This window comes from Streptomyces adustus (assembly GCF_009377175.1).
Lineage (GTDB): Bacteria > Actinomycetota > Actinomycetes > Streptomycetales > Streptomycetaceae > Streptomyces > Streptomyces adustus.
The window spans coordinates 1-21800 of record NZ_VJZD01000164.1 but is presented as its reverse complement, the minus strand read 5'-3'; the positions used below and the strand labels follow the sequence as shown (position 1 = coordinate 21800).

The following is a 21800-nucleotide window of genomic DNA, read 5'->3' as shown; positions in this document are numbered from 1 at the left end:
ATCCCGCCACCCCTTGATCCCGGCGCGCACGCCCCACCTTTCGCGCCCGCGCGAAACAGTACCGGCCGGGTCCGGCCCCGCCCGAGACTCCGTCCATGACCACAGACGGCGGCTACCGAGCCCTTTTCCGCACCCCGGAGTTCACCCCGCTCTTCCTCGCCTCCGCCGCGGGCATCGCGGCCCAGACGGTGGGCGGCCTGGCGCTGGGCACCCTGGTGTACCGGGCGACGGGCTCCCCGCTGCTGTCGGCCGTGAGCATGTTCGGCCCCACCCTCGCCCAGGTGCTCGGCGCCACCCTGCTGCTCTCCGGCGCCGACCGGCTGCCCCCGCGCACCACGCTGGCGGGCATCGCCCTGGCCCTCGCGGTGGCGACGGTGCTGCTGGCCGTGCCCGGCCTGCCGATGTGGGCCGTCCTCGCCGTCCTCCTCGCCGAGGGCCTGATCGCCTCGCTCGGCGGCGGGGTCCGCTGGGGGCTGCTGAACGAGATCCTCCCCGAGGGCGGCTATCTGCCGGGGCGTTCGGTGTTCAACATGATGGTCGGGATCATGCAGATCGCCGGCTACGGCGCGGGCGGCCTGCTGATCGCCGCCCTCTCGCCCCGCCCCGCGCTGCTCCTCGCGGCGGCGCTGTTCGCGGTGTCCGCCGCGGGCCTGCGGCTGGGCCTGGCCCACCGTCCGCCGCGCGGCACCGGCCGCCCCTCCGTCGCCGCGACCTGGCGGACCAACGCCCTGCTGTGGTCCTCCCGCCCCCGCCGCCTGCTCTACCTCGGCCTGTGGCTCCCCAACGGCCTGGTCGTGGGCTGCGAGTCCCTGTTCGTGTCCTACGCCCCGGACGCGGCGGGACCGCTGTTCGCCTGCGCGGCGCTGGGCATGCTGGCGGGCGACGCGACGGTCGGCCGGCTCCTGCCGCCCGCCGTCCGCCCCCGTCTGATCACCCCGCTGCTGCTCCTGCTCGCCACGCCGTACGCGCTCTTCGTGCTGCGCCCGGCCCTGCCCGTGGCGGCGGCGCTCGTGGCGGTGGCCTCCGTGGGCTTCGGCGCGAGCCTGCTCCAGCAGGAGCGGCTGATGACCCTCGTACCGGACGAACTGAGCGGACACGCCCTGGGGTTGCACTCCGCCGGAATGCTCACCCTCCAGGGCCTGAGCGCCACCCTGGCGGGCACCGTCGCCCAACTCACCTCACCCGCCACGGCGATGACCGTGCTGGCGACGGCCTCGATCGCGGTGACCGTGACCCTGGCCCTGGCGTCCCGGAGGGCTCCGGAGGCTCCGGCGGATGCGGAGCGTCACCTTCGCCATGAGGGCGCGAAAAGGCCCGGGGCTCGCCGACAATGGTCCGGGTGAACGTCGTCGTGGAGTGGGGGACACGATTCAGTCGGTGCTGGTGAACATCGCGCTCGGGCTGGTGACCAGCCTGCTCGGCGGAGGTTTCGTATGGCTGGGGGAGCGGGCCAAGCGCGCCCGGGAGCTGAACCGGCGGGCCGAGTTCTTCGGCGTCCGCCCCGGTGAGACCTGTCTGGTCGTGCTGGGCGGCAAGCACGACGCCCCGGGCAGCGCGCACTACGCGGATGTGCGGGCGGTCGTGGAGTTTTCCCTGCTCGTGGGGGAGCTGGGGTGCGAGGCGGAGCTGGAGTCGGGCGACTTCAGGGGCGGCAACGGCGACCGCACCGAGTTCTGCCTCGGCGGCCCGCTGCGCTCCAACGTCCGTACGGGCGGCCATCTCGCCGCGCCACTGCCCGGGGTGACCGTCCATCCGTACCGGGCCGGGAGCCCGGAGTCGGTCGCCATCGAGGTCGGTGGGGAGAAGTTCCTCTACAGCCGCCGCGACCAGGAGTACGCCCTGGTCGCGAAGTTCACGCCGAGGGAGTCCGGCAGGCCGGTGTTCCTGGTGTGCGGGCAGTCCGCGACGGGCAACCTGGCCGCGGTCCACTTCCTGCGCCGCGAGTTCGGCCAGGTGGCCCGGCGGCTGCCCTCCGTCGAACGCTTCTGCCTCCTGATCAAGGTCTCCGACATCGGTACGTACGGCCACCACCGGGCGGAACTGGAACGAGACGTCTCCGCGGCCGCGTTCGGCTGACCGGTGTCCGTCAGGCGACGACGGTGAACAGGCCGCTCGTGTCGCCGAGCCGGGTGAGGGAGACCTTGCCGGGGACACCGTTGGCGTCGGCTCCGGTGAAGCCGAGGTGGCGCTGCCACTTGGCGTAGGCGGCGACGGTCGTGGAGCCGAAGGAGCCGTCGCCCGCGAACGCCCGGCCGAGGTAGCCGAGTCCGACCAGGGCCGCCTCGACGAGATTCGTGCCCGCCATGTAGGTGACATGGCCCTGCCTGGCGCCGGGATCGGTCTTCGCGGCGCGCACCAGTCGGGAGAGATCGACGCGTGGTTTGGACGCCGTGCCCGCGCCGGGCGTGACCGGGCCGGGCTTCGTGTGGACCGCCGCGAGCTGCTTCTTCACGTCGGCCCGGAAGTCGTCCATGTCGAAGCTCGGGTCGATCTTGCCGGGCTGTACCTCCTTGTGCCCGGCGACCGACTTCTCCGACCAGCCGTGCGCCCGGCACAGGGCCGCGGCCCACAGCACGGCCTGCCGGTACTGGGCGTCCGGGTAGGGATCCCTGCCGTTGCCGAGGTTCTCGATCTCCAGGCCGTACAGGCAGTCGTTGCCGTCGGCGTCGGCCTCGTCGTCGTGCGGAAGCCGGGTCTGCGCGCGCAGTGCGTCGAGGACGTCGAGGTCGACGGCCCCGGCGTGGTTGGCGCGGCCGTGGCCGATCATCCACAACCCCTCGGCCTTGCCGAGCCAGGAGTGGCAGAGCGGCCCGGGAAGGTCCGCTCTGCCCCGGTAGCAGAGCTCCTTGTCGCCGTGCCCGGCGGTGTGGTGGATCAGCACGCCGATCACGGGACCGAAGGGCTTGCCGGTGGCCGCGTCGCGGTTGTGGGTCGCCCAGCCGGCGTGCTCGTGCACGGTGAGGCCCTCGGCCTTCAGCGCGGCGAGGGTCTTTGCGGCGGACAGCGGGATGGCCATGGGCTGCGGTCCTTTCGTCGGCCCGGCGCGGCCGCCGTCGTACCGGGCGGTCGTCCGTTCAACCAAGAATCCCGGAACTATCCGCCGCGCGGGGCGAAATCGCCTCATTGCCCGCGCAAGCGGACGGCGCCGGTACCACCGGCGCCGCCCTCACGCGTCCGTCCCCGCCGTTCCGCCGGAGCGTCCGGCCCGGTCAGGAGAGCTCGGACTTCGACACCGCGGTGACCGTCACCTGGTTGTCGCACTCGGCGATCTCGCCGTCGTCCAGGGCGGCCTGGTGGCTCCCCGACCCCGGCAGCCCGATCACGAGCGTGGGGTAGGTCACGGGGTCCGAGCCGGACGCGCAGTAGCCGTCGGCCTCGCCCTGCACCTGGACGAAGTTCAGCTTCGCCCAGGCACTGCCGCCCGGGGCCACCCGGACCGCGGTCGCCGTGCCGAAGGTCAGCGTCTTCAGGGGGGAGTTGTGCTGCGGGGAGCCGTTGGCCGCGCCCGCCACCGTCGGATGGCCCTTGAGCTCGCAGGGCTTGTCGGAGACGTTGGTGAACCGGACGACCACCGCTCCGGTTCCGGTGCCGGCGGAGCGCTGGGTCGCCTGGCGCAGGGTCACCTTCAACGCGTCGGCCGCACACGCCTTCGCCGGGCTGTCGGATTCGGCGGATTCGCTCGCCACCGGCGGCAACGACGGGCCGTTCGCGGCGGACGCCGAGGACTCCGGCCGGGTCGAGGACGCCTTGGTCGCGCCGGCGTCGTCGCCCGACTGGCACGCGGTCGCCAACAGGGCGGTCGAGGCCGCGGCCAGCACCATCATCGTCGTACGGATGCCGTTCCTGTACTGCATGTCGTCCCCCGAGGTCGGAGCGCACCGGGCGCCGGGCGCGCCGACCGTCGCCGGGGGCCGCCCGGCCTGGGGCTATCACCCTGCCGCGCCCCCGAGAGGACGGTCGGCAGACACGCCGGGACGTACCCCGTCACGGTGGTGGAGCCCACGGGACGTACCGGGGGCGGATACCGCAGGTGGCGTAGCGGCGTCCGGCAGGGTGCTCAGCCGGGCGCCTGGCGGCAGGCCTCGACCGCCGCGGGGTGCGTCACGCCCGCCTCGGTCAGTCCGCTGACGCAGCCGCTCATGTCTCCCACCAGGCCGTGGTAACAGGCCATCCGGACCGGGTCCGTGACCTCGGAGCCCTAATCCTGGACATGGTTCTCGCACGCCCGGAGGTCGGCGTGGGCCGCCGGGGCGGCCAGGGCGACGCCGCCCAGGGCGAGGGCCAGACCGGCGAGAACGCCGGGGATACGAGCCGACGGACGCATGGTGATACACCTGCTCTCTCGGTCGGGGCCCGCGTATTTCGACGCTAGAACACTCTCCGAGGGCATGCACTCCCGGCTTCAGGGGGCCTGTCGGAGAGGTCTTCGGGGGGCTTCGGGCCCGGAAACAGTGTCGGCGTGGCCGGCGACCGGGTGGTCCAGGTCTTCGGCACCCCGGCGGGCTGACCGGGCCGACACCCAGGCCGCGGACGGCCGCCCGCGGCCCCCGGGTCTCGGGCGGGGGATGCCCCGGCGCGGGGTGCCCCTTGGCCCGTCACTCGACGAGATGCCGCCCGATCAACCGGGCGATAAGCTGATCAAAGCGTCATACTCCGGCAGGACGGAGCACGACATGACCACCCACTCCGCCCGGCCGGGAACGGCCGGAGCCACCCCTTCCGCCCATCACGGGCCTGTTTCCGGCACCACCCTCTTCGCGGCGGTGCTGATGTTGTTCGGCGGGGTGATGGCGGCGCTCGAAGGGATCGCCGCCATCGCCCGCAACAGCGTGTTCGTCGTGACGCGGCACTACGCGTTCGAGTTCAGCCTGCGGGGCTGGGGCTGGGTCCACCTGATCCTGGGCGTCGCGCTCGTCGCCGCGGGAAGCGCCCTGTTCCTCAGCGGCGCGCTGTGGGCGCGCTACTTCGGCGTCTTCGTGGCCAGCCTGGGCGCCATCGCCAACTTCCTCTGGGTGCCGTACTACCCCCTGTGGGCGACGATCCTGATCGCCGTCAACATCCTCGTCGTCTGGGCGCTGTGCACCGGCATGCACAAAGAGGCCGGCCCCGCCCGGACGCCCTGACGGGCGGGCGTCCGGGCACCGCGCTCCGCGCCCCGCCGCTCACGCCGGGGCGCGGAAGGCGACCTGCCGACGGGCCGCCTCGTCGATCTCGTCGAGGGTGAGGAGGGGAGTGGCCCGGGTGTGCAGGGCCCCGCTGGCCTTGACGGCGAGACTGATGGCGGCCATCGAGACCGGGTCGGGAAGGTCGACGACGAGCACGATGTCGTCGTCCCCGAAGGCGAAGTACATCGCCTCGACCTCCCCGCCGAGGTCGGTGACGACCTGGTCGACGGCCGCACGGCGGCCGCTGCCCCCTTCCTTGAGCAGCCCCTTCGTGCCTTCGGACGTGTAGCTGGCCTGGATGAGGAACTTCGCCATCGGGACGCTCCCTGCTGATCGCCGGTCCGGTACGGACAAGGGCCTTCCCGCTGCGGTACGGACCCCCTCCCGTCGGACGGCCTGATTCACCCGTTGGCGGCCGACGGCCGGCGTACCCCTCCCCTGGGCGAATCGGGCGGGAATGCCTAGAGTTCACCGGGTGCGGAATCGGATCCGCCGGGGAGGGGGAGCGGCTGTGGGTGGAGCGGATCGGGGCCGGACGGGCGCCGGGCCCGTCGGACCCGAGGAGATGATCGCGGAGGCGCGGAAGGCGTTCTTCGTGATGTTCGGGTTTCTCGCGGTCGTCTGGCTGGCGCAACTGGCCAACTTCGCCGACCACTACGCCCTCTCACGGGAGTACGGGGTGGTCTCCGGCGACCTGGGCACCCTGCCCGGCATCCTCACCGCGCCTTTTCTGCACTGGAGTTGGGCGCACATCGAGAGCAATTCGGGCCCCCTGTTCGTCTTCGGGTTCCTCGCCGCCTACCGGGGCGTGGTCCGCTTCCTCGGGCTGAGCCTGCTCGTGGCGGTGACCAGCGGGCTCGCGGTGTGGTTCCTCGAACGCGGGGGCGCGGAGACGGTGGGCGCCAGCGGTCTGATCTTCGGGTACTTCGGCTATGTCGTGGTCCGCGGGCTCTTCGACCGGCATCTGATCGACACGCTGATCGGTGTCGTCATGGCGGCCTCCTTCGCCTATCTGCTCACCGTCGCCGTGCCCGGGACACCCGGGGTGAGCTGGCTCGCCCATCTCGGCGGGCTGGTCGGCGGCCTGGCCGGCGCCTGGCTCTTCCGGGACCGGCGACCACGCGGCCGCCCGGCCCGCCGCCCGGACGGCGCTCCCGGCGTTCCCGATGCGCCCGCCCGCGCCGAGCTGCCGGCCCGCGCCGAGCTGCCGGCCCGCGCCGATCATCCGCGAGCCGACCTGCACAAGGAACTGGGCGACCTCGGTCTTCTCTAGGCGGCCTCGGCCTCCTCGGGGCCCTGAGTCTTTCCCGGCCCGCTCACTCCCTGTGTTCGCGGGGCGACTGTGATCACAATAATGTGACAAACCTTCATTCAATGGCCATCTATCTTCACGGCTCATTCACGCCCTGACATGCTGCTTCGGCGAATGCCCGGGCCGTGCCGGAAGGGAGGCCGGAACGCCGACGGCGGGCTTTTCGTCTTCCCCCGTCGAGCGGGTCGCTTCGCATACAGGAGAATGCGGCCGGATCGGAAGGTGATGAACGAAATCCGCCCTGACCCCAACCGGAATCTAACAAATCGGCCAAAATTGAGACATAAGATATCGCAGGTTTTTTCGCGAGCAGACCTCAGAATCATTTACTCCGTGTGGCGTCATCCGCGGGCGGGACTCTGGGCCGCGGCGGGTGTCGTGTCCCTCGGGTTCCTCGTCGCGCTGGAGATCGTCGGGCGTCACTACGACCTGCCGGGGCCGCCGATCACCACCGGGCTGCGCGAATTCGTGTTCCCTCCCAAGTCGGGCGCCCTGCTGTACGCCGGACTGGCGCTGACGGCGCTGGTGCTCACCTGGCGGCAACGGTTCATCGCGTTCGGCACGGCGATAGCCATCGACCTCGTCATCGCGGCGGTCCGCTGGGCGGCCGGTGTCCAGGTGACCGAGGGGCACCCCTTCGGCAACGGCGCGCTGTGGGCGCTGATGGGCTGCGCGGTCGTCGCCGCCACCCGTCGCACCGGCCGGGAACGCGTCCTGCTGCTCAAGGGCGTCGGGCTGGGAGTGCTGCTGGTGGCCGGCCGCAAGACCGGCGACATCTGGCTGCACATCACCGCGAAGACCCGCCCGATGGTCCTCGACCAGTACGTGGCGACCGCCGATCACGCGCTGGGCAACCCGTCGTGGCTCATGGGCCGGCTCGTCACGGCCAGCGGCCCGATCGGCTTCACTCTCCTCGACTTCGTCTACGGCCAGCTCGCGGTGGCCGCGGTCCTCGTCGCGCTGTACCAGCTGCGCCATGTCGCGGTCGAGCGCCGCTTCCCGCGCCATCACCTGGTGCGTACCTTCCTGGTGATCGGTCTGCTCGGACCCGCCTTCTACATGATCTTCCCGGTGGTCGGCCCGGTCTTCGCCTACGGCACCGGCGCCGGACACTGGTCGCACCTCAGCCTGTGGTGGCACACGGAACCCGACGCGCAGTGGGCGGTGGCCGACCTGTGGCCGCGCACCACGATCCAGGTCGCCGCTCCGCACCCCATGCCGTTCGACGGCCTCACCCCGCGCAACTGCATGCCCAGCCTGCACACGGCCTGGGCCACCGCGATCTTCATCCACTCCCGGAAGGGACCGCGGGGCGTGCGCTGGGCCGGCACGTTCTGGCTGGCGGCCACGCTCTGCGCCACCCTCGGATTCGGCTACCACTACGGCGTGGACCTCATCGCCGGCGTGGTGTTCACGCTCACGATCGAGGCGGCCCTGCGCGCGTTCGACCGCGGCTGGGACCCCGCGGGGATGCGGCTGGCGGCGTACGGCGCGGCGGTCTTCACCGCGCTCCTGCTGTCGTACCGCTTCCTGCCGTTGCAGATGGCCGAGCACCCGTGGCAGGCCGGACCGCTGCTCCTGCTGGCCTTGCTCTCGGTGATCTACGGCTACGTCCGCACGACGGCACAGTGGGAACCGGGCGTCGCGTCGGCGCGGCAGCCGCAACCGCAGCCCGAACTCGTCTGAACCGGGTCGCGGTCGGGTCGCGCCGGGTCGTGGCCGTACCGGCTACGGACGGCGCCGGGCCCCGGACCCGTGCCGGGGCCCGGGAAGCCCGCCGCCGGCCTCGCACGTTCCGACCGGCTGCCGTCGTCGTGGCGAGCCGGCCGGTCGGCGCTGCGTGCGGGCCGCCGCGGTCCCGGGGACGGGTCCTAGTCGACGTCCACCGGGCCGTCGTTCGACTTGGTCTGCTTGCTGGTGGGCAGCTGGAGCAGGCGGTCGGCCGTGCTCCTCGCGGAGCGGTCGCCGTCGGAGTCCTGGTCCTTCCCGTTCAGGTTCTGGCGGACCGAGTCGAGGATCGTCAGGCCCTGGGACACCAGCCCGGCGGCGATCTCGCCGAGGCCGTCCGCGCCGTTGAGGACGTTGACGTTGGCGCCCGCGAGGCCGCCGGCGGCCTCCTTGACGATCTGCGGGAGCTGGTCGATCAGCATCCGGTCCAGCGCGACCCGGTCGTACGAGGCGGCCGCCTCCGCCTGGATCTTCATCCGCTGCGCCTCGGCGGCCGCGAGGATCCTGACCCGCTCGGCCTCGGCCTCGGCGGGCTTCACGACCTCGGCCACCAGCTGCTGCTGGCGCAGCTTGGCCTGGCGCTGGGCCAGCTCCGTCTGGGCGGCGAGCACCTCCTGCTGGGCGTGCGCCTGCGCCAGCGGTCCGGCCTGCGCGGCCTTCGCCTGGGCGCGGTCCACCTCGGCCGAGTACTCGGCCTTGACGATGGCGGTCTGCCGGGCGTACTCGGCCTGGTTGCGGGCCGCCGCCTGCTCCGCCTCGACCGAGGCCTGGGTGGCCTGTGCCTGGGCGATCTGGGCCTGCCGCTGGATGGCCGCCTTGTGCGGCGCGGACATCGCGTCGATGTAACCGGTGTCGCCGTCGTCGATCGACTGGATCTGGAGCGAGTCGACGGTCAGCCCGATCTTCGCCATCTCGGTCTTGGAGGTGTCCAGGACCTCCGCGGCGAGCTTCTGCCGCTCGGTGACGATCTCCTCGACCGTCATCGAGCCGATGATGGCCCGCAGGTGACCGGCGAAGATCCGGCCGGTGAGCACCGACATCTGCTCCTGGTCGGACAGGAACCGCTGGCCGGCGTTGATGATGCTCTCGTGGTCGTTGCCGACCTTGAAGGCGATGACCGCGCGGACGTGCAGCGCGATGCCCTGTCTGGTCACACAGGTCTCGGTGACCTCGGACTCGCACATGGAGAGAGTGAGGAACCGGACCTTCCGGAACACCGGCAGCACGAACTTCCCGTGCCCCGTGACCACTCGGAACGGCGCGCCCCCCAGTCCCCGCCTGCCTCCCGAGATCAACATCGCCTCGTCGGGGGCGGGTACGCGGTATCCGAACATGCCTGAACTCCTCAGCCGGCGCCGGCGGTGTCCCCGTCCAGCGCGTCCAATGGATCCACCCACTCGATGACGCCCACCTCACGGCATCCACGCGATTCGATCACGAGTACCGTCGTGCCCACCGGCAGGGGGGCGTCGGACCAGGCCAGAAAGGTCTCGGAGCCGCCTCGGACGCTTATGAGCACCTCGCCGGGGCCGGTGGAACCGCGAGTTCCGATGAGTACCTTCCCCGTGCAGCCGATCACGGCCTCGTCCTGCGGCATCACCGGCCGTCCTCCTCCCGCTGGCCCCATGATTCCGACGATAGACCTAGTCAGGCCGGTTCCCAATGGGCGGGAGGGACCCGCCCGTCCCGCCGGGACGCGGGGGACTCCGGAGGGGGCGCTACCGCTTCCGCCGCATCCGCTGGATCCCCACCGCGGCCAGGAGGAGCAGCACCGAGAAGCAGCACATGACGCTCACCTCGGCCCAGGACTCGCCGTCCCACCGATGAGCCCCCGCGGCAGCGAGCCCGAGTACCAATGCGGTCGTGACGAGGGCGCCCGCCGCCCGTGTTGTACGTGACATGCCACCTATCTACACGCCCTCACGCACATCGGGAAAGCGAACGACGAAAGAAGATCAACGGCCCCGGATGTCTGTGATCCGGCACTCCTCGCAGAGGGCGGCGAGCGCGACGGCCGCGGCTGCCGGTGGAGCAAAATTGCCGTAAGTGGGGCGTGTTCGTGCATATCGGATCGGATCGGCACTTTTAACGTATCGCATGTGAATACTAACTTTCTGTCACCATTGGCGCGCAGGCTGTCGGTACTGACAGCGGCCGCGCTGATCTCGGTGACGTCCGCGACGGGCGCGGCCTCGGCCGGTGGGACGTTCCTCGGCCGACTGCACAAGGTTCGCGAGATCGCCTCCACGGTCCCGGCGAACGGCGACGTGAACCCCTACGGCACGGCCGTGGTCGAGCGCGACGCCGGGAAGCTGCACCGGGGCAACGTACTGGTCAGCAACTTCAACAACAGCCAGAACCAGCAGGGCACGGGCACCACCCTGGTCCAGGTCAGCCCACGCGGCAGGACCACGCTGTTCGCCCAGATCGACCCGGCCCACCTGCCCGGCCCCTGCCCCGGCGGGGTGGGTCTCACCACCGCCCTGAGCATCCTGCCCGGCGGGTGGGTGGTGGTCGGCAGCCTGCCGACCACCGACGGCACCTCCGACACCGCCCAGGCGGGCTGCCTGCTGGTGCTGGACAGCCGCGGCAAGGTCCGCGAGACGCTCGCCGGAGGCGGCATCAACGGGCCGTGGGACATGACCGCCACGAGCCACGGCGACCGTACCGACCTCTTCGTCACCAACGTGCTCAACGGCACCGTGGCGGGCGGCGGCGACGAAGTGGACCGGGGCACCGTCCTGCGCATCCGCCTCAAGCGGTACGACGACCGGCCGCCGCAGCGGCTGAGGACCACCACGATCGGCTCGGGCTTCGCGCAGAAGACCGACCCCGCCGCCCTGGTGATCGGCCCGACCGGTGTCGGCCTCGCCAAGGACGGCTCGCTCTACGTCGCCGACACGGTCAAGAACCGGATCAACGTGATCCCGCGCGCGGCGACCCGGGACTCCAGCGCCGGCACCGGCAAGGTCGTCAGCAGCGGCGGCAGGCTCAACGGACCCCTCGGTCTGGCCATCGCGCCCAACGGCCACATCTTGACCGTCAACAGCGGTGACGGCTTCATCGTCGAGACCACGCCGGCAGGCCGTCAGGTGGCCTTCCGCCAGCTCGACAACAGCGGCTCACCGCCCGGCGCGGGCGCGCTCTTCGGCCTGGCGGTGGACCTGGACCGCGACGCCGTGTACTTCGTCGACGACGCCACCAACTTCCTGAACGTCCTGAAGTGATCCACGGGAGACACCAGGGGTCCCGGATCCGATCCGGGGCCCCTGGCCTGTGCGCACGCGGCGCCCCACGGCGCCGACGGCGTGCCCGTGCCTACCGGTAGAGCCGCACGCCGCCGTTCGACCCGAGGGCGTTGAGTTCCAGCACGCCTCCGTCCGCGGTGACGTACACCGTGCCGGAGGTGAAGTTCCACTTGCCGGTCCCCACCGGCAGGCCCGCGACCGGGGTCGTACGGCCGGTGCGCGGGTCGATGGTGACGAGCTGCGGGACGCCGGACGTGGTGACGGCGTGCACCGTGTCGTCCGCGCCGGACGCGGGGACGGCGAGCGCGGCGGAGCGGGCGGTCCAGAGTTTGGCGCCGGTGGTGGTGTCGAAGCCGTCGAGCACCGGGCTTCCTGCGGCCACGGCCGGGGTGACCAGGACCTTGCCGTAGAGCCGGGCGGAGTGGTCGGCGCCGGTCTCGTTGCCGGACGTGAGTTCGTCGTTGCCGACAGCCAGTTTGCGGCTGTCCCCGGCGGTGTCGAAGACCCGTACGGCGTCCTCGCGCGCGGTGTGGACGGTGGCGATCAGCGGGGCGCCGGACAGGATGTGCGTCACCTTCGAGTGGCCCGCCGCGGACTTGCGCCAGATCACCTTCCCGGTCTCGCCGTCGTACGCGGTGAAGGTGAACCGTTTCTTCTTGTCGAGGCAGAAGTCGTCCACCAGCACGGTGCCTTCGACGCCCCAGTCGTAGGCGTTGCAGTAGTGGCCGCGGGCCTTGTAGCCCCATACGCGGCTGCCGGTGCGGGCGTCCACACCGCCGAGGAAGTTCTCGCTGACGACGGTGGCGACGTCGCCTTGGAGATAGGTCGTGGCGGCCGCCGCCATGGGGTGCTTGTCGCTGGTCAGCGGCATGGACCAGAGGATCTTGCCGGTGGACGCGTCGACACCGGCCAGCCAGGTGCAGGCGCTGCTGTCCGGGCCGAAGGCGACCGTGCCGATGCCCTCGGCGCCGACCGTCGGCGACATCGCGCAGGGCACGCTGCCGCGCTTGGCGAGGGCGGGGAGGTGCGCGGCCTTCCACACCTGCTCGCCGTCGGTGAGGTCGTAGGCCCGCAGGCCGCCTCGGCTGCCGGCCCGCACGAGCAGCTTGTCGGTGAGCCAGCTGCCGATGAGCGCGTCGTCGGAGGCGGCCGCCGGTATCTCCCATTCCTGGGTCAGCTGCTTGGCGGCGACGGCGGCGGCGTCCTCCTGCTTGACCAGGACGGAGGCGGTCCCGCCGACCGCGACGAGGACGGCGAGAGTGAGCACGATCCGGCCCCACCTGGTCCTCCCGCTCCGGCCGCCGCCCGCGGGGGGCTGCGGCTGCGCGGCGGCAGGCTCGGGTCGGCGGAACTCCGGGTCGAGGACGGCGGTCGCCGCGGACGGGTGTCCGGCCCCGTGACCAGCCGATTCGCCCCCGCGCCGGGGCTGCGGGGGAGTCCCGTGACCCGGCCGGCGCGGGGCCCGGGGATCCGCCTGGGGCTCGGGGACCCGCAGCGGCATGGTGGCGTCCCACCGCGTGCCAGAGGAGCTGCCGTACGGCTCGGCCGACGGCCGCTCGTCCCGCGGCCGCTCGTCCCACGACGGCTCGCCCTGCGACGGTTCGTCCCACGACGGCTCGTCCCACGATGGCTCGCGCCGCGACGGCTCGCCCTGCGACGGCTCGTCCCATGACGGCTCGCCACGCGACGGCTCGTCCCACGGTGCGGACGGGGCCGGCTGCGGCTGTTCCCGGTACGGCGACCGGCCGGCGGCCGGCCGGCGGGGCCGGAAGGCCCAGCCGTCCTCCTGCGGAGCCCCCTGGCCCGGCGACGATTCCGTCGTCAACTCGTGATCTCCCCCTGCTCGGGCACGTATCCGCATGTGCCGACCGCACTGATGCGCGATGATAAAGGTCGTTTCTTGCGGGCTTGCGCCCGGCTTCCCGGCTCGCCCCGGATCAGTCGGTCTTGAACGGATGGCCGAAGCCGCCGCGGCCCGACTCCACCTGGAACGCGGCCCGCGCACCCGTCGAGGTGCTGATCCGCCAGTCCATCAACTGCTTGCCGCCCGGCCAGTCCTTGCGCTGGTCGTACCAGACGAGCCCGATGACGCCGGCCTTCGCGGCGCCCCGGAACAGGTCACGGATGTGCGCCTCCTTCTGGTCGCTCTGCGCCACCCCGGTCTCCGCGATCAGCACCGGTTTGTCGGAGAAGTCCGCGATCTGACGCATGGTGGGGGTGAACAGACTGGAGAAGGCGACGCCGTCGATCGGCCCGTAGTAGCCGATCAGGCCGACCCAGTCGACGTAGGCGTCGCCCGGGTAGTAGGGGCGCAGCGCGGCGGGCGTGCCGGTGTCGACCACGTGCGGGGTCCACACCCAGATCACGTTGGTGACGTGCCGCTCGGCGAAGACGTCGTGCACCCGCTTCCATGCCGCGACGAAGTCGGCGGGCTTGGTGTGCTTCGGCCCCCAGGAGTTCCACGGTCCGTTCATCTCGCCGGCGAAGGAGAGGGCCAGCGGGCCGTCGTAGGAGGCGATCTGGTCCGCCAGCCGTTGGATGTACGCGTCGTCCTTGCCCGCGGCGATGTCGGTGAGCGAGGTGTCGGAGGGCACCAGCGCCAGCATGGGCAGCTGGCCGTGCTGCCACAGGTAGGCGTTGCCCTCCGGGTCGAAGTCGTCGCCCCAGGAGTCGTAGTACTCGCGGATGTCGGGGGCCCGCCCGGCCTCTTCGGCGAAGGTGGTGACGATGCCGTACTGCCAGGGTGTCTTGTCGTCGACGACGCCGAGCGCGCGGCCGGACGGCTTGAGCATCGACGAGGCGTCGAAGTGCGCGGCCGGGGCGGTGGCCGTACCCGCCCGGGCGTCGTCCCCGCCGCCCGCGCCGCAGGCGCTCACGAGCAACGAGACAGCGGCCATGAGGATCGCAGCGACTGTCGGGCAGCTGCGGCGGCGGGCTATGGCCATGCGTCAGGGTCCGTTCGAAGCAGAGTGGCAGGCGGCGTCGCCGGAACTCTACGAGACCCACGTGACTTTTACGGAATCTTCATACTAGTCTGGCGACATGATCAGGAGCGGTCGGATAATCTCCCTCTCCTCATGCATTCTTCGCTTTTTCCGTCCTACTTGCTGCTTTCGGTGGCACCGAGCCGGCGGCTGTGACGCGACGTAGGAAGGCTCGGGGGCCTCGATGACCAGTACCTCCACGGAGGTCGAGCCTGCTCCCGTCTTTGTGGACCAGACAGGTCAACGCGGCCGCCGGCTGCGTGGTTTCGGCTGGCTGGTCGGCATCCTCTGCACCGGATGCGTGGTGGCGATGATCTCCGGCCTGGTCGGCACCCAGTCGCAGGCGCCCGCGATGAAGATCCCCGGCACCGCGAACACCACACCGCCCGGCCAGTACCTCGACGCGCCGCTGCCCGCCGCTCCCGGTGCCGCCGAGCCCGGGAAGGGCACCACCGCCACCGCGGCCGGATCCGACGACATCGCGTCCGACCCCGCGTCGACGGCGGACGGTACGGCGGCATCCGACGCCACCGCGACCACGACGGACGGTGCGGCGGCGGCAGACTCCGCGACCGTCACCGCGCAGTAGTCCCGACGCGACCGACCAGGAAGTCCATGTCCCGCTCCCGCCGTCATTCCCGGCAGTCCATCGCGCGGCCGCGCCGACTCGCCGCACCTCCCCTGCGCTTCTTCCTGCCGGTGACCGTACTGGCGACCCTGCTGGCGCTGATGGTGCTGCGGGGCATGGCGAACAACGAGGTCTTCCACGACGAGAAGATCGCCACCTCGGTGGACAAGGTCACCGTCCCGACCAGCGTGCTGGAGGGCGGCCCGGTCGTCGACGCGCGCGGCGACAAGCAGAACAAGCCGGTCAACTACACGATCCCGGACAAGACCGTCGTTCTCTCCTTCGACGACGGACCGTCCCCCCAGTGGACGCCGAAGATCCTTGAGGTGCTGAAGGAACAGGACGTCCGCGCCGACTTCTTCGTCACCGGCTCGATGGTCACCCGCAACCCGGCGCTGATCCGCCGGATCGTGGCCGAGGGTCATGAGATCGGCCTGCACACCTTCACCCACCCCGACCTCGCGCTGCACTCCGGCACCCGGCTCACCTGGGAGCTGGGCGAGACCCAGCTGGCGCTGGCCGGTGTCGCCGGCATCCACTCCAGCCTGTTCCGCCCGCCCTACTCCTCCACCGTGGACGCGCTGGACGACTGGTCGTGGCCGGTGACCAAGCAGGCCGGGTCGGAGGGGTACCTGACCGCCTTCATCGACAAGGACACCGACGACTGGAAGCGCCCCGGCGTCGACGCCATCGTCAGGTCCGCCATGCCCGACCTCCCCGGCCAGGGCGAGATGGTCCTGCTGCACGACGCGGGCGGCAACCGCGCGCAGACGCTGGCCGCGCTGCCGATCATCATCGAGAAGCTCAAGGCCCAGGGATACACCTTCAAGACCACCGCCGAGGCGCTCGGCACCGGCACCGCCAACGCCGAGGTCTCCGGCTACGACCTGTGGGTCGGCAAGGCGTTCGTGTGGGCCACCACCTTCTCGGTGGGGCTGATGCCGTGGCTGGTCGGCCTGCTCGCGGTCGTCGGTGTGCTGGTCATGGCGCGGTTCGCGCTGATGCTGGTGCTCTCGGCGGTCCATGTGCGGCGCGTGCGCAGACGGGGCTTCTCCTGGGGCGACCCGGTCACCGAACCGGTCACCGTGGTGGTGCCCGCGTACAACGAGCAGGAGTGCATCACCAACACCCTGCTCTCCCTGGCCGCGAGCGACCATCCCATCGAAGTGATCGTGGTCGACGACGGGTCGACCGACGACACGTCCGCCATCGTGGAGGAACTCGCCCTGCCGATGGTCCGGTTGATCCGGCAGCCGAACAGCGGCAAGCCGACCGCCCTCAACACCGGTGTGGCCGCGGCCTCGTACGACCTGATCGTCATGATGGACGGCGACACGGTCTTCGAGCCGTCCACCGTACGCGAGTTGGTGCAGCCCTTCGCGAACCCGCGGGTCGGCGCGGTGGCCGGCAACGCCAAGGTCGGCAACCGCGACACGCTGATCGGCGCCTGGCAGCACATCGAGTACGTGATGGGCTTCAACCTCGACCGCCGGATGTACGACGTGCTCAACTGCATGCCGACCATCCCCGGGGCCATCGGCGCCTTCCGCCGGGACGCGCTCCAGCAGGCGGGCGGCATGAGCGACGACACGCTCGCCGAGGACACCGACGTGACCATGGCCCTGCACCGGGCCGGCTGGAAGGTCGTCTACACCGAGGACGCCCGCGCCTGGACCGAGGCGCCCGTCAGCATGAAGCAGCTGTGGTCGCAGCGGTACCGCTGGAGCTACGGCACCATGCAGGCGATGTGGAAGCACCGGCACGCGGTGCTGGAGCGCGGCGCGGCCGGCCACTTCGGCCGGGTGGGGCTGCCGTTCGTCACCCTGTTCATGGTGATCACCCCGCTGCTCGCGCCCGCGTTCGACATCGGCATGGTCTACGGCGTGGTCTTCGTCGACGCGTACAAGACCCTGGCCGCCTGGTTCGCCGTGATGGCCCTCCAGGCCGTCTGCGCCTGGTGGTCCTTCCACCTGGACAAGGAGAAGGCCTGGCATCTGATCACGCTGCCGGCCCAGCAGGTGGTCTACCGGGTGCTCATGTACATGGTGCTGATGCAGTCGGCCATCACCGCTCTGACCGGAGGCCGGTTGCGCTGGCAGAAGCTGAAGCGCACCGGTGAGGTGGGGCTCGACGTCACAACGGGGGCGATGTCTTCATGAGTACCGCGGAACGAGGTGCCTACGGCACCCGGGATTCGTCCGAGACCATGGCCCTGCGGGTCCTGGACCCCGCCATGTTCCCCACCCGGCGCGACCCGGAGCCCGAGGAGGAGGCCCCGGCGCCCGCGCGCAAGCCCGGCCGGGACCGCTACCTCGACCTGCTGCGGGCGCTCGCCCTGGTCCGCGTGGTGGTCTACCACAACTTCAGCTGGAACTGGCTGCCGATCGTCTTCCCCTCCATGGGCGTCATGTTCGCGCTGGCCGGGTCGCTGATGGTGCGCTCCCTCAACCGGCCGGCGCTGAGCGTGATCCGCGGCCGGCTGCGCCGGCTGCTGCCGCCGATGTGGCTGTTCGGCGCGGTCGTGGTGCCGCTGATGGTCCTCCAGGGCTGGCGGCCCGACTTCCACCACCCCAACTGGTGGTGGGGCGACCTGGCCTACTGGATCCTGCCGTTCAGCGAGCCGCCGTTCGGGGCCACTCTGCACACCTTCGGCGGGCACCTGCCGGCCTCCTGGGCCGAACAGATCTGTGTCCCCCTCTGGTACCTGCGCGCCTACCTCTGGTACGTCCTGCTGTCGCCGCTCATGCTCAAGGCGCTGCGGAAGCTGCCCTGGGTCACCCTCCTGGTGCCGCTGGCGCTCGCGTTCGTCGTCAACTCCGGTCTGATCGACCAGTCCGGCCGGCTGATGGAAGCCGCCACCGACTTCACCACCTTCGGCTCCTGCTGGCTGCTCGGCATGGCCCACGGAGAGGGGCTGCTGCGCAGGATCCCGCAGTACGTGGTGCCGTCCCTCGCACCGCTGGTGCTCATGTTCGGCTACTGGTGGCTGATGCGGTCCCCGCTGGACAACCCGCGGCTCGGGCACGATCTGGAGGCGGTACCGGTCGCCCAAGCGATCTGGTCGTTCGGCGCGGTGATGCTGCTGCTGCACCTGAGCCCCTCCTGGGAGCACTGGCCCAAGCCGCTGGAGCGGTTCAACGGCGTGATCAGCCTGCTCAACTCCCGCGCGGTCACCGTCTACCTGTGGCACTCCTTCGCGCTGGTGCTGACCGAGCCGCTGATCGACCCGCTGTGGAGCAACAGCTTCCTCTACGACCACGCCCGGTGGCTGCTGGCCAGCCAGTGGACCCCGCTGGCCCTCGCCGTCCCCCTGATCTGCCTGGCGATCCTGCTCTTCGGCTGGATCGAGGACGTGGCCGCCAAGCGCCGCCCGCGGCTCTTCCCCTACCCGCGCCGCGCCAAGGGCCGCCGCCGGGGTCGCTAGGTCTTTTCTGATAAATGATCACCCGTGGGCTCAGAATGCCGGATGCTTGTTGACGGAGGGTTGCCACCGTCACGGGGCATCACGTCTCCTCCCATGGCGGGCCATGAAGACGAGGAGTGTCAGCGGTGTTGGAGACCTACCTGTCCTGGTACCGCGAGGGCCGCATGGACGAGTCCGAGTTCCGCGCGGTCACCGACCACTTGGGCCAGTCCGGGCTGACCGTAGAGCACCCGATGCTGGGCTGCGGGATGCTGTTGGATGTCGTAGGGGAACAGGTGAAGCTGCCTGTCGGGCGCATTCTGGAGCTTGTTGGCCTGTCGGTCGGGCCGCTCTGCATGCAGTTCTGGCTGTCGGCAGACACGGACGTGGTGTGCGATGTCAGGTACGTGGCGCCGGACACCCAGGTCCTCACCTTCGTGCTCAACGGGTTGACCGAGAGCGAGCGTGAGCAGGCCACTAATGCCGTTCAGCGGCTGATTCAACGGGAGTTGGACAGGACTGTCGCGCTACTCGTCGATCTGGGCGGCGAAACAGCGGAGGAGGACGATGACGCGCTGGTCCTGTATGGCCGACTGCCGATGGGCCCGCGCCCGGACCGAGTGCAGTTCCGGACGGACCGGCTCAGCATCATCCCGGCTGTTCTTGCTGGAGCAGAGGTGACGGATCTCGGCAACGGGCTGAGTACAGTCCGCTGGTAATGATCACCGGGTAGGTCCGCGGAGCCAGAGGACGAGCGCTGCGAGGTGGAGTCCAGCCCGGTATCGGGCGGCGAGTTTGTCGAACCGTGTCGCGACGGCGCGGAACTGCTAGAGCCGGCTGAAGCAGTGTTCGACCACGTTGCGGGCTTTGTAGAGCTCTCGGTCGAAGGCTGGCGGCCTGCCACCGGCCCGCCCGCGCCGAACACGGTTGGCCTTCTGGTCGACCCTTTCCGGAATTACCGCTCGGATGCCCCGGCGACGCAGGGTCTGGCGGATCGCCCGTGACGAGTACGCCTTGTCGGCGATGACCGCGTCGGGCCTGCGGCGCGGTCGCCCGACGCCGGTCCTGGGTACTCGCAGCGCGTCCAGGACCGCATCGAAGGCGGTGGAGTCGTTGACGTTGCCCGGCGTGATGAGGATGGCCAGAGGCAGGCCCCGGCCGTCGCAAGCCAGGTGAACCTTGGTGGTCAGCCCGCCGCGGGACCGGCCGAGCGCCTGGTCAGCCGCCGCGCATGCCGGATCTTCCAGTTCGTCCCCCGCCGGTGCCCCTTTTTGCGGGCGCCGGCGGCGTGCTGGTGAGCACGGTTAATCGTGGAGTCGACCGACACGGTCCACTCCACCGCTCCGATCGAGTCGTCGTGGACTTGGACCTCCTCGAGTAGACGGGCCCAGGTCCCGTCCACTTCCCAGCGGGCGAACCGCTCATAGATCGTCTGCCACGGCCCGAAGCGTTCTGGCAGGTCACGCTACGGAGCACCCGTGCGCAATCGCCACAGCACCCCGTTGATCACCTGTCGGTGATCCCGCCACGGACGACCCCGCCCGTCAACACCTGGCAGCAGCGGCAATATCCGCTCCCACGCCGTATCCGTCAGCTCTCCGCGACCCATCACAAGATCAATTGCCAGACAGGTCCTAGCGGCGCCGGGCCACGGCCCGGTCGGCGGCCAGTCGCCATCAAGTGGGCATTTCTGCATAAATCCACTCGAAGGGCAGGACGCATGACATACCGGCGTGGTTGATCACCATTTGCGCATATCCGATCTTACGCTGCCGCTGTCGATCAGCGACATCGAAAGGAATGCCATGGCCCCCGCGCTCGATCACGGCCGTCCACCGGCCTCGAAGTCCGTGCTCTCCCGACCGAGGTCCGGGGGCGGCGGACGCCGAGGACGGCTGCGGGCCGCCGTCATGGCCGGTGCCCTGCTCGTCGGAGCCGGGGTGACCTCGGCGGCGGCCGCTGGGGCACCGGCCGCCGCCACGACGCGGTACGACAACGACGATCCGACGCAGTACTGGAACAGGGTCCTGCTCCAGACGTTCCGCAACGCGCGCGGCTGGGACGCCTCGCCCGGCAAGCTCAGCAGGTCCGGGGCGATGGTCTTCGCGGCGGTCTACAACGCCGAGAGCGCCTATCAGTACACGTACAAGACCTTGAAGTACGAGCCCTACCTCGACAAGCCGTTCAAGTACGCCGACAAGCATGCGCGGCCGGGTCCCCATGAGCAGGAGCGGCTGATCGACCGCACGGCGTACCGGATGATCTCGCAGCTGTACCCGAGCGATCGGGCCTACATCGATGCCAAGTACAGAGCCCGCACCGGCCGTTCCCCCTACGCCTACGACCCCCTCGACCGCCTGGTGGTCGACCGGGTGATCAGGCAGATCAACAGGTCCCGGGCGGGCGACGGTTCGCACAACCCGGCGACCTACCACGGCAACACGACCACGCCCGGGGCCTGGCGGCCGACGGGTGGGGCGGACTGCACGAAGAAGACCGACGCGGTGACCCCGAACTGGGGCAAGGTGCGGCCGTTCGTGCTCCGCTCCGGCTCCCAGTTCCGGCCTCCCACCCTGCGCGGCTTCACCAACTACGCCGATCTGGTGGCCAGTCCGGAGTACGCGCGCCAGCGCGACGAGGTGCGACGGCTCGGTGCCGTCGACTCCACCGAGCGCACCTACGAGCAGACCGTCATCGGCTGGTTCTGGGACCACGACCTGGACGGCACCTACCACCCCCCGGGTCAGCTCCTCGAACTGACCGGGATCGTCGCCAAGAAGTTCCGGCTCGGCACGTACGACACCACCCGCCTGTTCGCGGCGTCGGCACTGTCGCTGGCGGACGCCGGGATCGCGGCCTGGGACAGCAAGTTCGACAGCCCGATCAAGCTGTGGCGCCCGGTCTCCGCGATCCACGCGACGGGCAACCTGGGCTGGGAGCCGCTCAGTTCGGACCGCGCGGGACTGCCGTTCACGCCGTGCTTCCCCGCCTGGACCTCCGGGCACGCCAACTTCACGGCCGCGTGGGCGACCGCGATGCAGCGCTTCTTCGGCCGTGACCGCGTCTCGTTCGTCGCGCACTCCGAGGACCCGCACACACTCCAGGCGTTCCGCCTGATGAGCAGCTTCAGCCAGGTCGCCACGGAGGGCGAGTTCAGCCGCCTCTACCTGGGCGTGCACTTCCGCTGGGACGCCGAGGACGGAAGGCAGATCGGCACGAACGTCGCCAAGTACGTGTCCGCCAACTCGCTGCTGCCGATCCGATCGGGCCGCCCGCACCACGGGTGAGACGCCCCCGCGGCCCGCACCCGCGGCACCACCCCCGTGAACCAC

Annotated in this window: 20 protein-coding genes and 1 pseudogene; 11 read left to right on the top strand and 10 right to left on the bottom strand. The window is 70.8% G+C overall.

The annotated features are described in order from the left end of the window. Positions 1-95 precede the first annotated feature (95 nt). Together FNH09_RS31190 and FNH09_RS31185 are read left to right on the top strand one after the other, a co-directional pair. Positions 96-1343 (top strand): MFS transporter, encoded by a 1248-nt coding sequence (locus FNH09_RS31190; protein ID WP_152893256.1) that lies wholly within the window; start codon positions 96-98, stop codon positions 1341-1343. 13 nt (positions 1344-1356) lie between these two features. Beyond that, a complete protein-coding gene (locus FNH09_RS31185; RefSeq protein ID WP_338017736.1) occupies positions 1357-2076 on the top strand; it encodes a hypothetical protein in 720 nt (239 codons plus the stop codon). Between the two features lie 10 nt (positions 2077-2086). Here the strand turns inward: FNH09_RS31185 and FNH09_RS31180 are convergent, their stop codons facing one another. From FNH09_RS31180 to FNH09_RS49620, 3 genes are all read right to left on the bottom strand, one after another. Next, the gene (locus FNH09_RS31180; RefSeq protein ID WP_152893255.1) at positions 2087-3016 is read right to left on the bottom strand and encodes an N-acetylmuramoyl-L-alanine amidase; all 930 of its coding nucleotides are present in this window, start codon (positions 3014-3016) and stop codon (positions 2087-2089) included. 193 nt (positions 3017-3209) lie between these two features. Further along, positions 3210-3854: a DUF4232 domain-containing protein gene (locus tag FNH09_RS31175; RefSeq protein ID WP_152893254.1), complete on the bottom strand. Its 645-nt coding sequence runs from the start codon at positions 3852-3854 to the stop codon at positions 3210-3212. 344 nt (positions 3855-4198) lie between these two features. Further along, positions 4199-4324: a hypothetical protein gene (locus FNH09_RS49620; RefSeq protein ID WP_274390288.1), complete on the bottom strand. Its 126-nt coding sequence runs from the start codon at positions 4322-4324 to the stop codon at positions 4199-4201. A 349-nt stretch (positions 4325-4673) separates the two neighbouring features. On the opposite strand from FNH09_RS49620, the gene FNH09_RS31165 reads away from it, so the two are divergent. Continuing rightward, positions 4674-5123: a DUF7144 family membrane protein gene (locus FNH09_RS31165; protein WP_152893253.1), complete on the top strand. Its 450-nt coding sequence runs from the start codon at positions 4674-4676 to the stop codon at positions 5121-5123. Between the two features lie 39 nt (positions 5124-5162). Here FNH09_RS31165 and FNH09_RS31160 read toward each other — a convergent pair whose 3' ends face one another. After that, positions 5163-5480 carry a GYD domain-containing protein gene (locus tag FNH09_RS31160; RefSeq protein ID WP_152893252.1) on the bottom strand — a complete coding sequence of 106 codons (318 nt, stop codon included), beginning with the start codon at positions 5478-5480 and terminating at the stop codon, positions 5163-5165. A 196-nt stretch (positions 5481-5676) separates the two neighbouring features. Between FNH09_RS31160 and FNH09_RS31155 the strand changes: the two genes are divergently transcribed. Together FNH09_RS31155 and FNH09_RS31150 are read left to right on the top strand one after the other, a co-directional pair. After that, positions 5677-6438, top strand: coding sequence for a rhomboid family intramembrane serine protease (locus tag FNH09_RS31155; RefSeq protein ID WP_338017735.1), 762 nt, complete (start codon positions 5677-5679; stop codon positions 6436-6438). Positions 6439-6753: 315 nt separating this feature from the next. Then, positions 6754-8163: a phosphatase PAP2 family protein gene (locus FNH09_RS31150; RefSeq protein ID WP_238427215.1), complete on the top strand. Its 1410-nt coding sequence runs from the start codon at positions 6754-6756 to the stop codon at positions 8161-8163. Positions 8164-8348: 185 nt separating this feature from the next. Here the strand turns inward: FNH09_RS31150 and FNH09_RS31145 are convergent, their stop codons facing one another. The 3 genes from FNH09_RS31145 to FNH09_RS31135 form a co-directional block, all read right to left on the bottom strand. Next, on the bottom strand, positions 8349-9539 hold the full coding sequence (locus FNH09_RS31145) for a flotillin family protein (protein WP_152893249.1): 1191 nt from the start codon (positions 9537-9539) through the stop codon (positions 8349-8351). 11 nt (positions 9540-9550) lie between these two features. After that, the gene (locus FNH09_RS31140) at positions 9551-9802 is read right to left on the bottom strand and encodes a hypothetical protein (protein ID WP_152893248.1); all 252 of its coding nucleotides are present in this window, start codon (positions 9800-9802) and stop codon (positions 9551-9553) included. Between the two features lie 121 nt (positions 9803-9923). Beyond that, complete coding sequence (locus FNH09_RS31135) at positions 9924-10106, bottom strand: hypothetical protein (RefSeq protein ID WP_152893247.1); 183 nt, start codon at positions 10104-10106, stop codon at positions 9924-9926. A 198-nt stretch (positions 10107-10304) separates the two neighbouring features. On the opposite strand from FNH09_RS31135, the gene FNH09_RS31130 reads away from it, so the two are divergent. Then, positions 10305-11432 carry an NHL repeat-containing protein gene (locus tag FNH09_RS31130; RefSeq protein WP_338017734.1) on the top strand — a complete coding sequence of 376 codons (1128 nt, stop codon included), beginning with the start codon at positions 10305-10307 and terminating at the stop codon, positions 11430-11432. A 91-nt stretch (positions 11433-11523) separates the two neighbouring features. On the opposite strand, the gene FNH09_RS31125 is transcribed toward FNH09_RS31130, so the two are convergent. Then, positions 11524-13278: an outer membrane protein assembly factor BamB family protein gene (locus tag FNH09_RS31125; RefSeq protein WP_152893246.1), complete on the bottom strand. Its 1755-nt coding sequence runs from the start codon at positions 13276-13278 to the stop codon at positions 11524-11526. 112 nt (positions 13279-13390) lie between these two features. Further along, positions 13391-14350, bottom strand: a complete 960-nt coding sequence (locus FNH09_RS31120; RefSeq protein WP_162469354.1) for a glycoside hydrolase family 26 protein — start codon at positions 14348-14350, stop codon at positions 13391-13393. 271 nt (positions 14351-14621) lie between these two features. Here FNH09_RS31120 and FNH09_RS31115 point away from each other — a divergent pair, with 271 nt between their 5' ends. The 4 genes from FNH09_RS31115 (at position 14622) to FNH09_RS31100 (ending at position 19187) form a co-directional block, all read left to right on the top strand. Then, positions 14622-15026, top strand: a complete 405-nt coding sequence (locus FNH09_RS31115; RefSeq protein ID WP_152893244.1) for a hypothetical protein — start codon at positions 14622-14624, stop codon at positions 15024-15026. Between the two features lie 26 nt (positions 15027-15052). Further along, complete coding sequence (locus tag FNH09_RS31110) at positions 15053-17224, top strand: bifunctional polysaccharide deacetylase/glycosyltransferase family 2 protein (protein ID WP_152893243.1); 2172 nt, start codon at positions 15053-15055, stop codon at positions 17222-17224. After that, entirely contained in the window at positions 17221-18489 is a 1269-nt protein-coding gene (locus tag FNH09_RS31105; protein WP_238427214.1) for an acyltransferase family protein, read from the top strand. The genes FNH09_RS31110 and FNH09_RS31105 overlap by 4 nt, the downstream gene beginning before the upstream one ends. Positions 18490-18614: 125 nt before the next feature. After that, the gene (locus tag FNH09_RS31100) at positions 18615-19187 is read left to right on the top strand and encodes a hypothetical protein (RefSeq protein ID WP_152893242.1); all 573 of its coding nucleotides are present in this window, start codon (positions 18615-18617) and stop codon (positions 19185-19187) included. A 3-nt stretch (positions 19188-19190) separates the two neighbouring features. Here FNH09_RS31100 and FNH09_RS31095 read toward each other — a convergent pair. After that, positions 19191-20077, bottom strand: a pseudogene (locus tag FNH09_RS31095) (IS5 family transposase). Positions 20078-20273: 196 nt separating this feature from the next. Here FNH09_RS31095 and FNH09_RS31090 point away from each other — a divergent pair. Further along, complete coding sequence (locus tag FNH09_RS31090) at positions 20274-21755, top strand: vanadium-dependent haloperoxidase (RefSeq protein ID WP_152893241.1); 1482 nt, start codon at positions 20274-20276, stop codon at positions 21753-21755. Positions 21756-21800 lie beyond the last annotated feature (45 nt).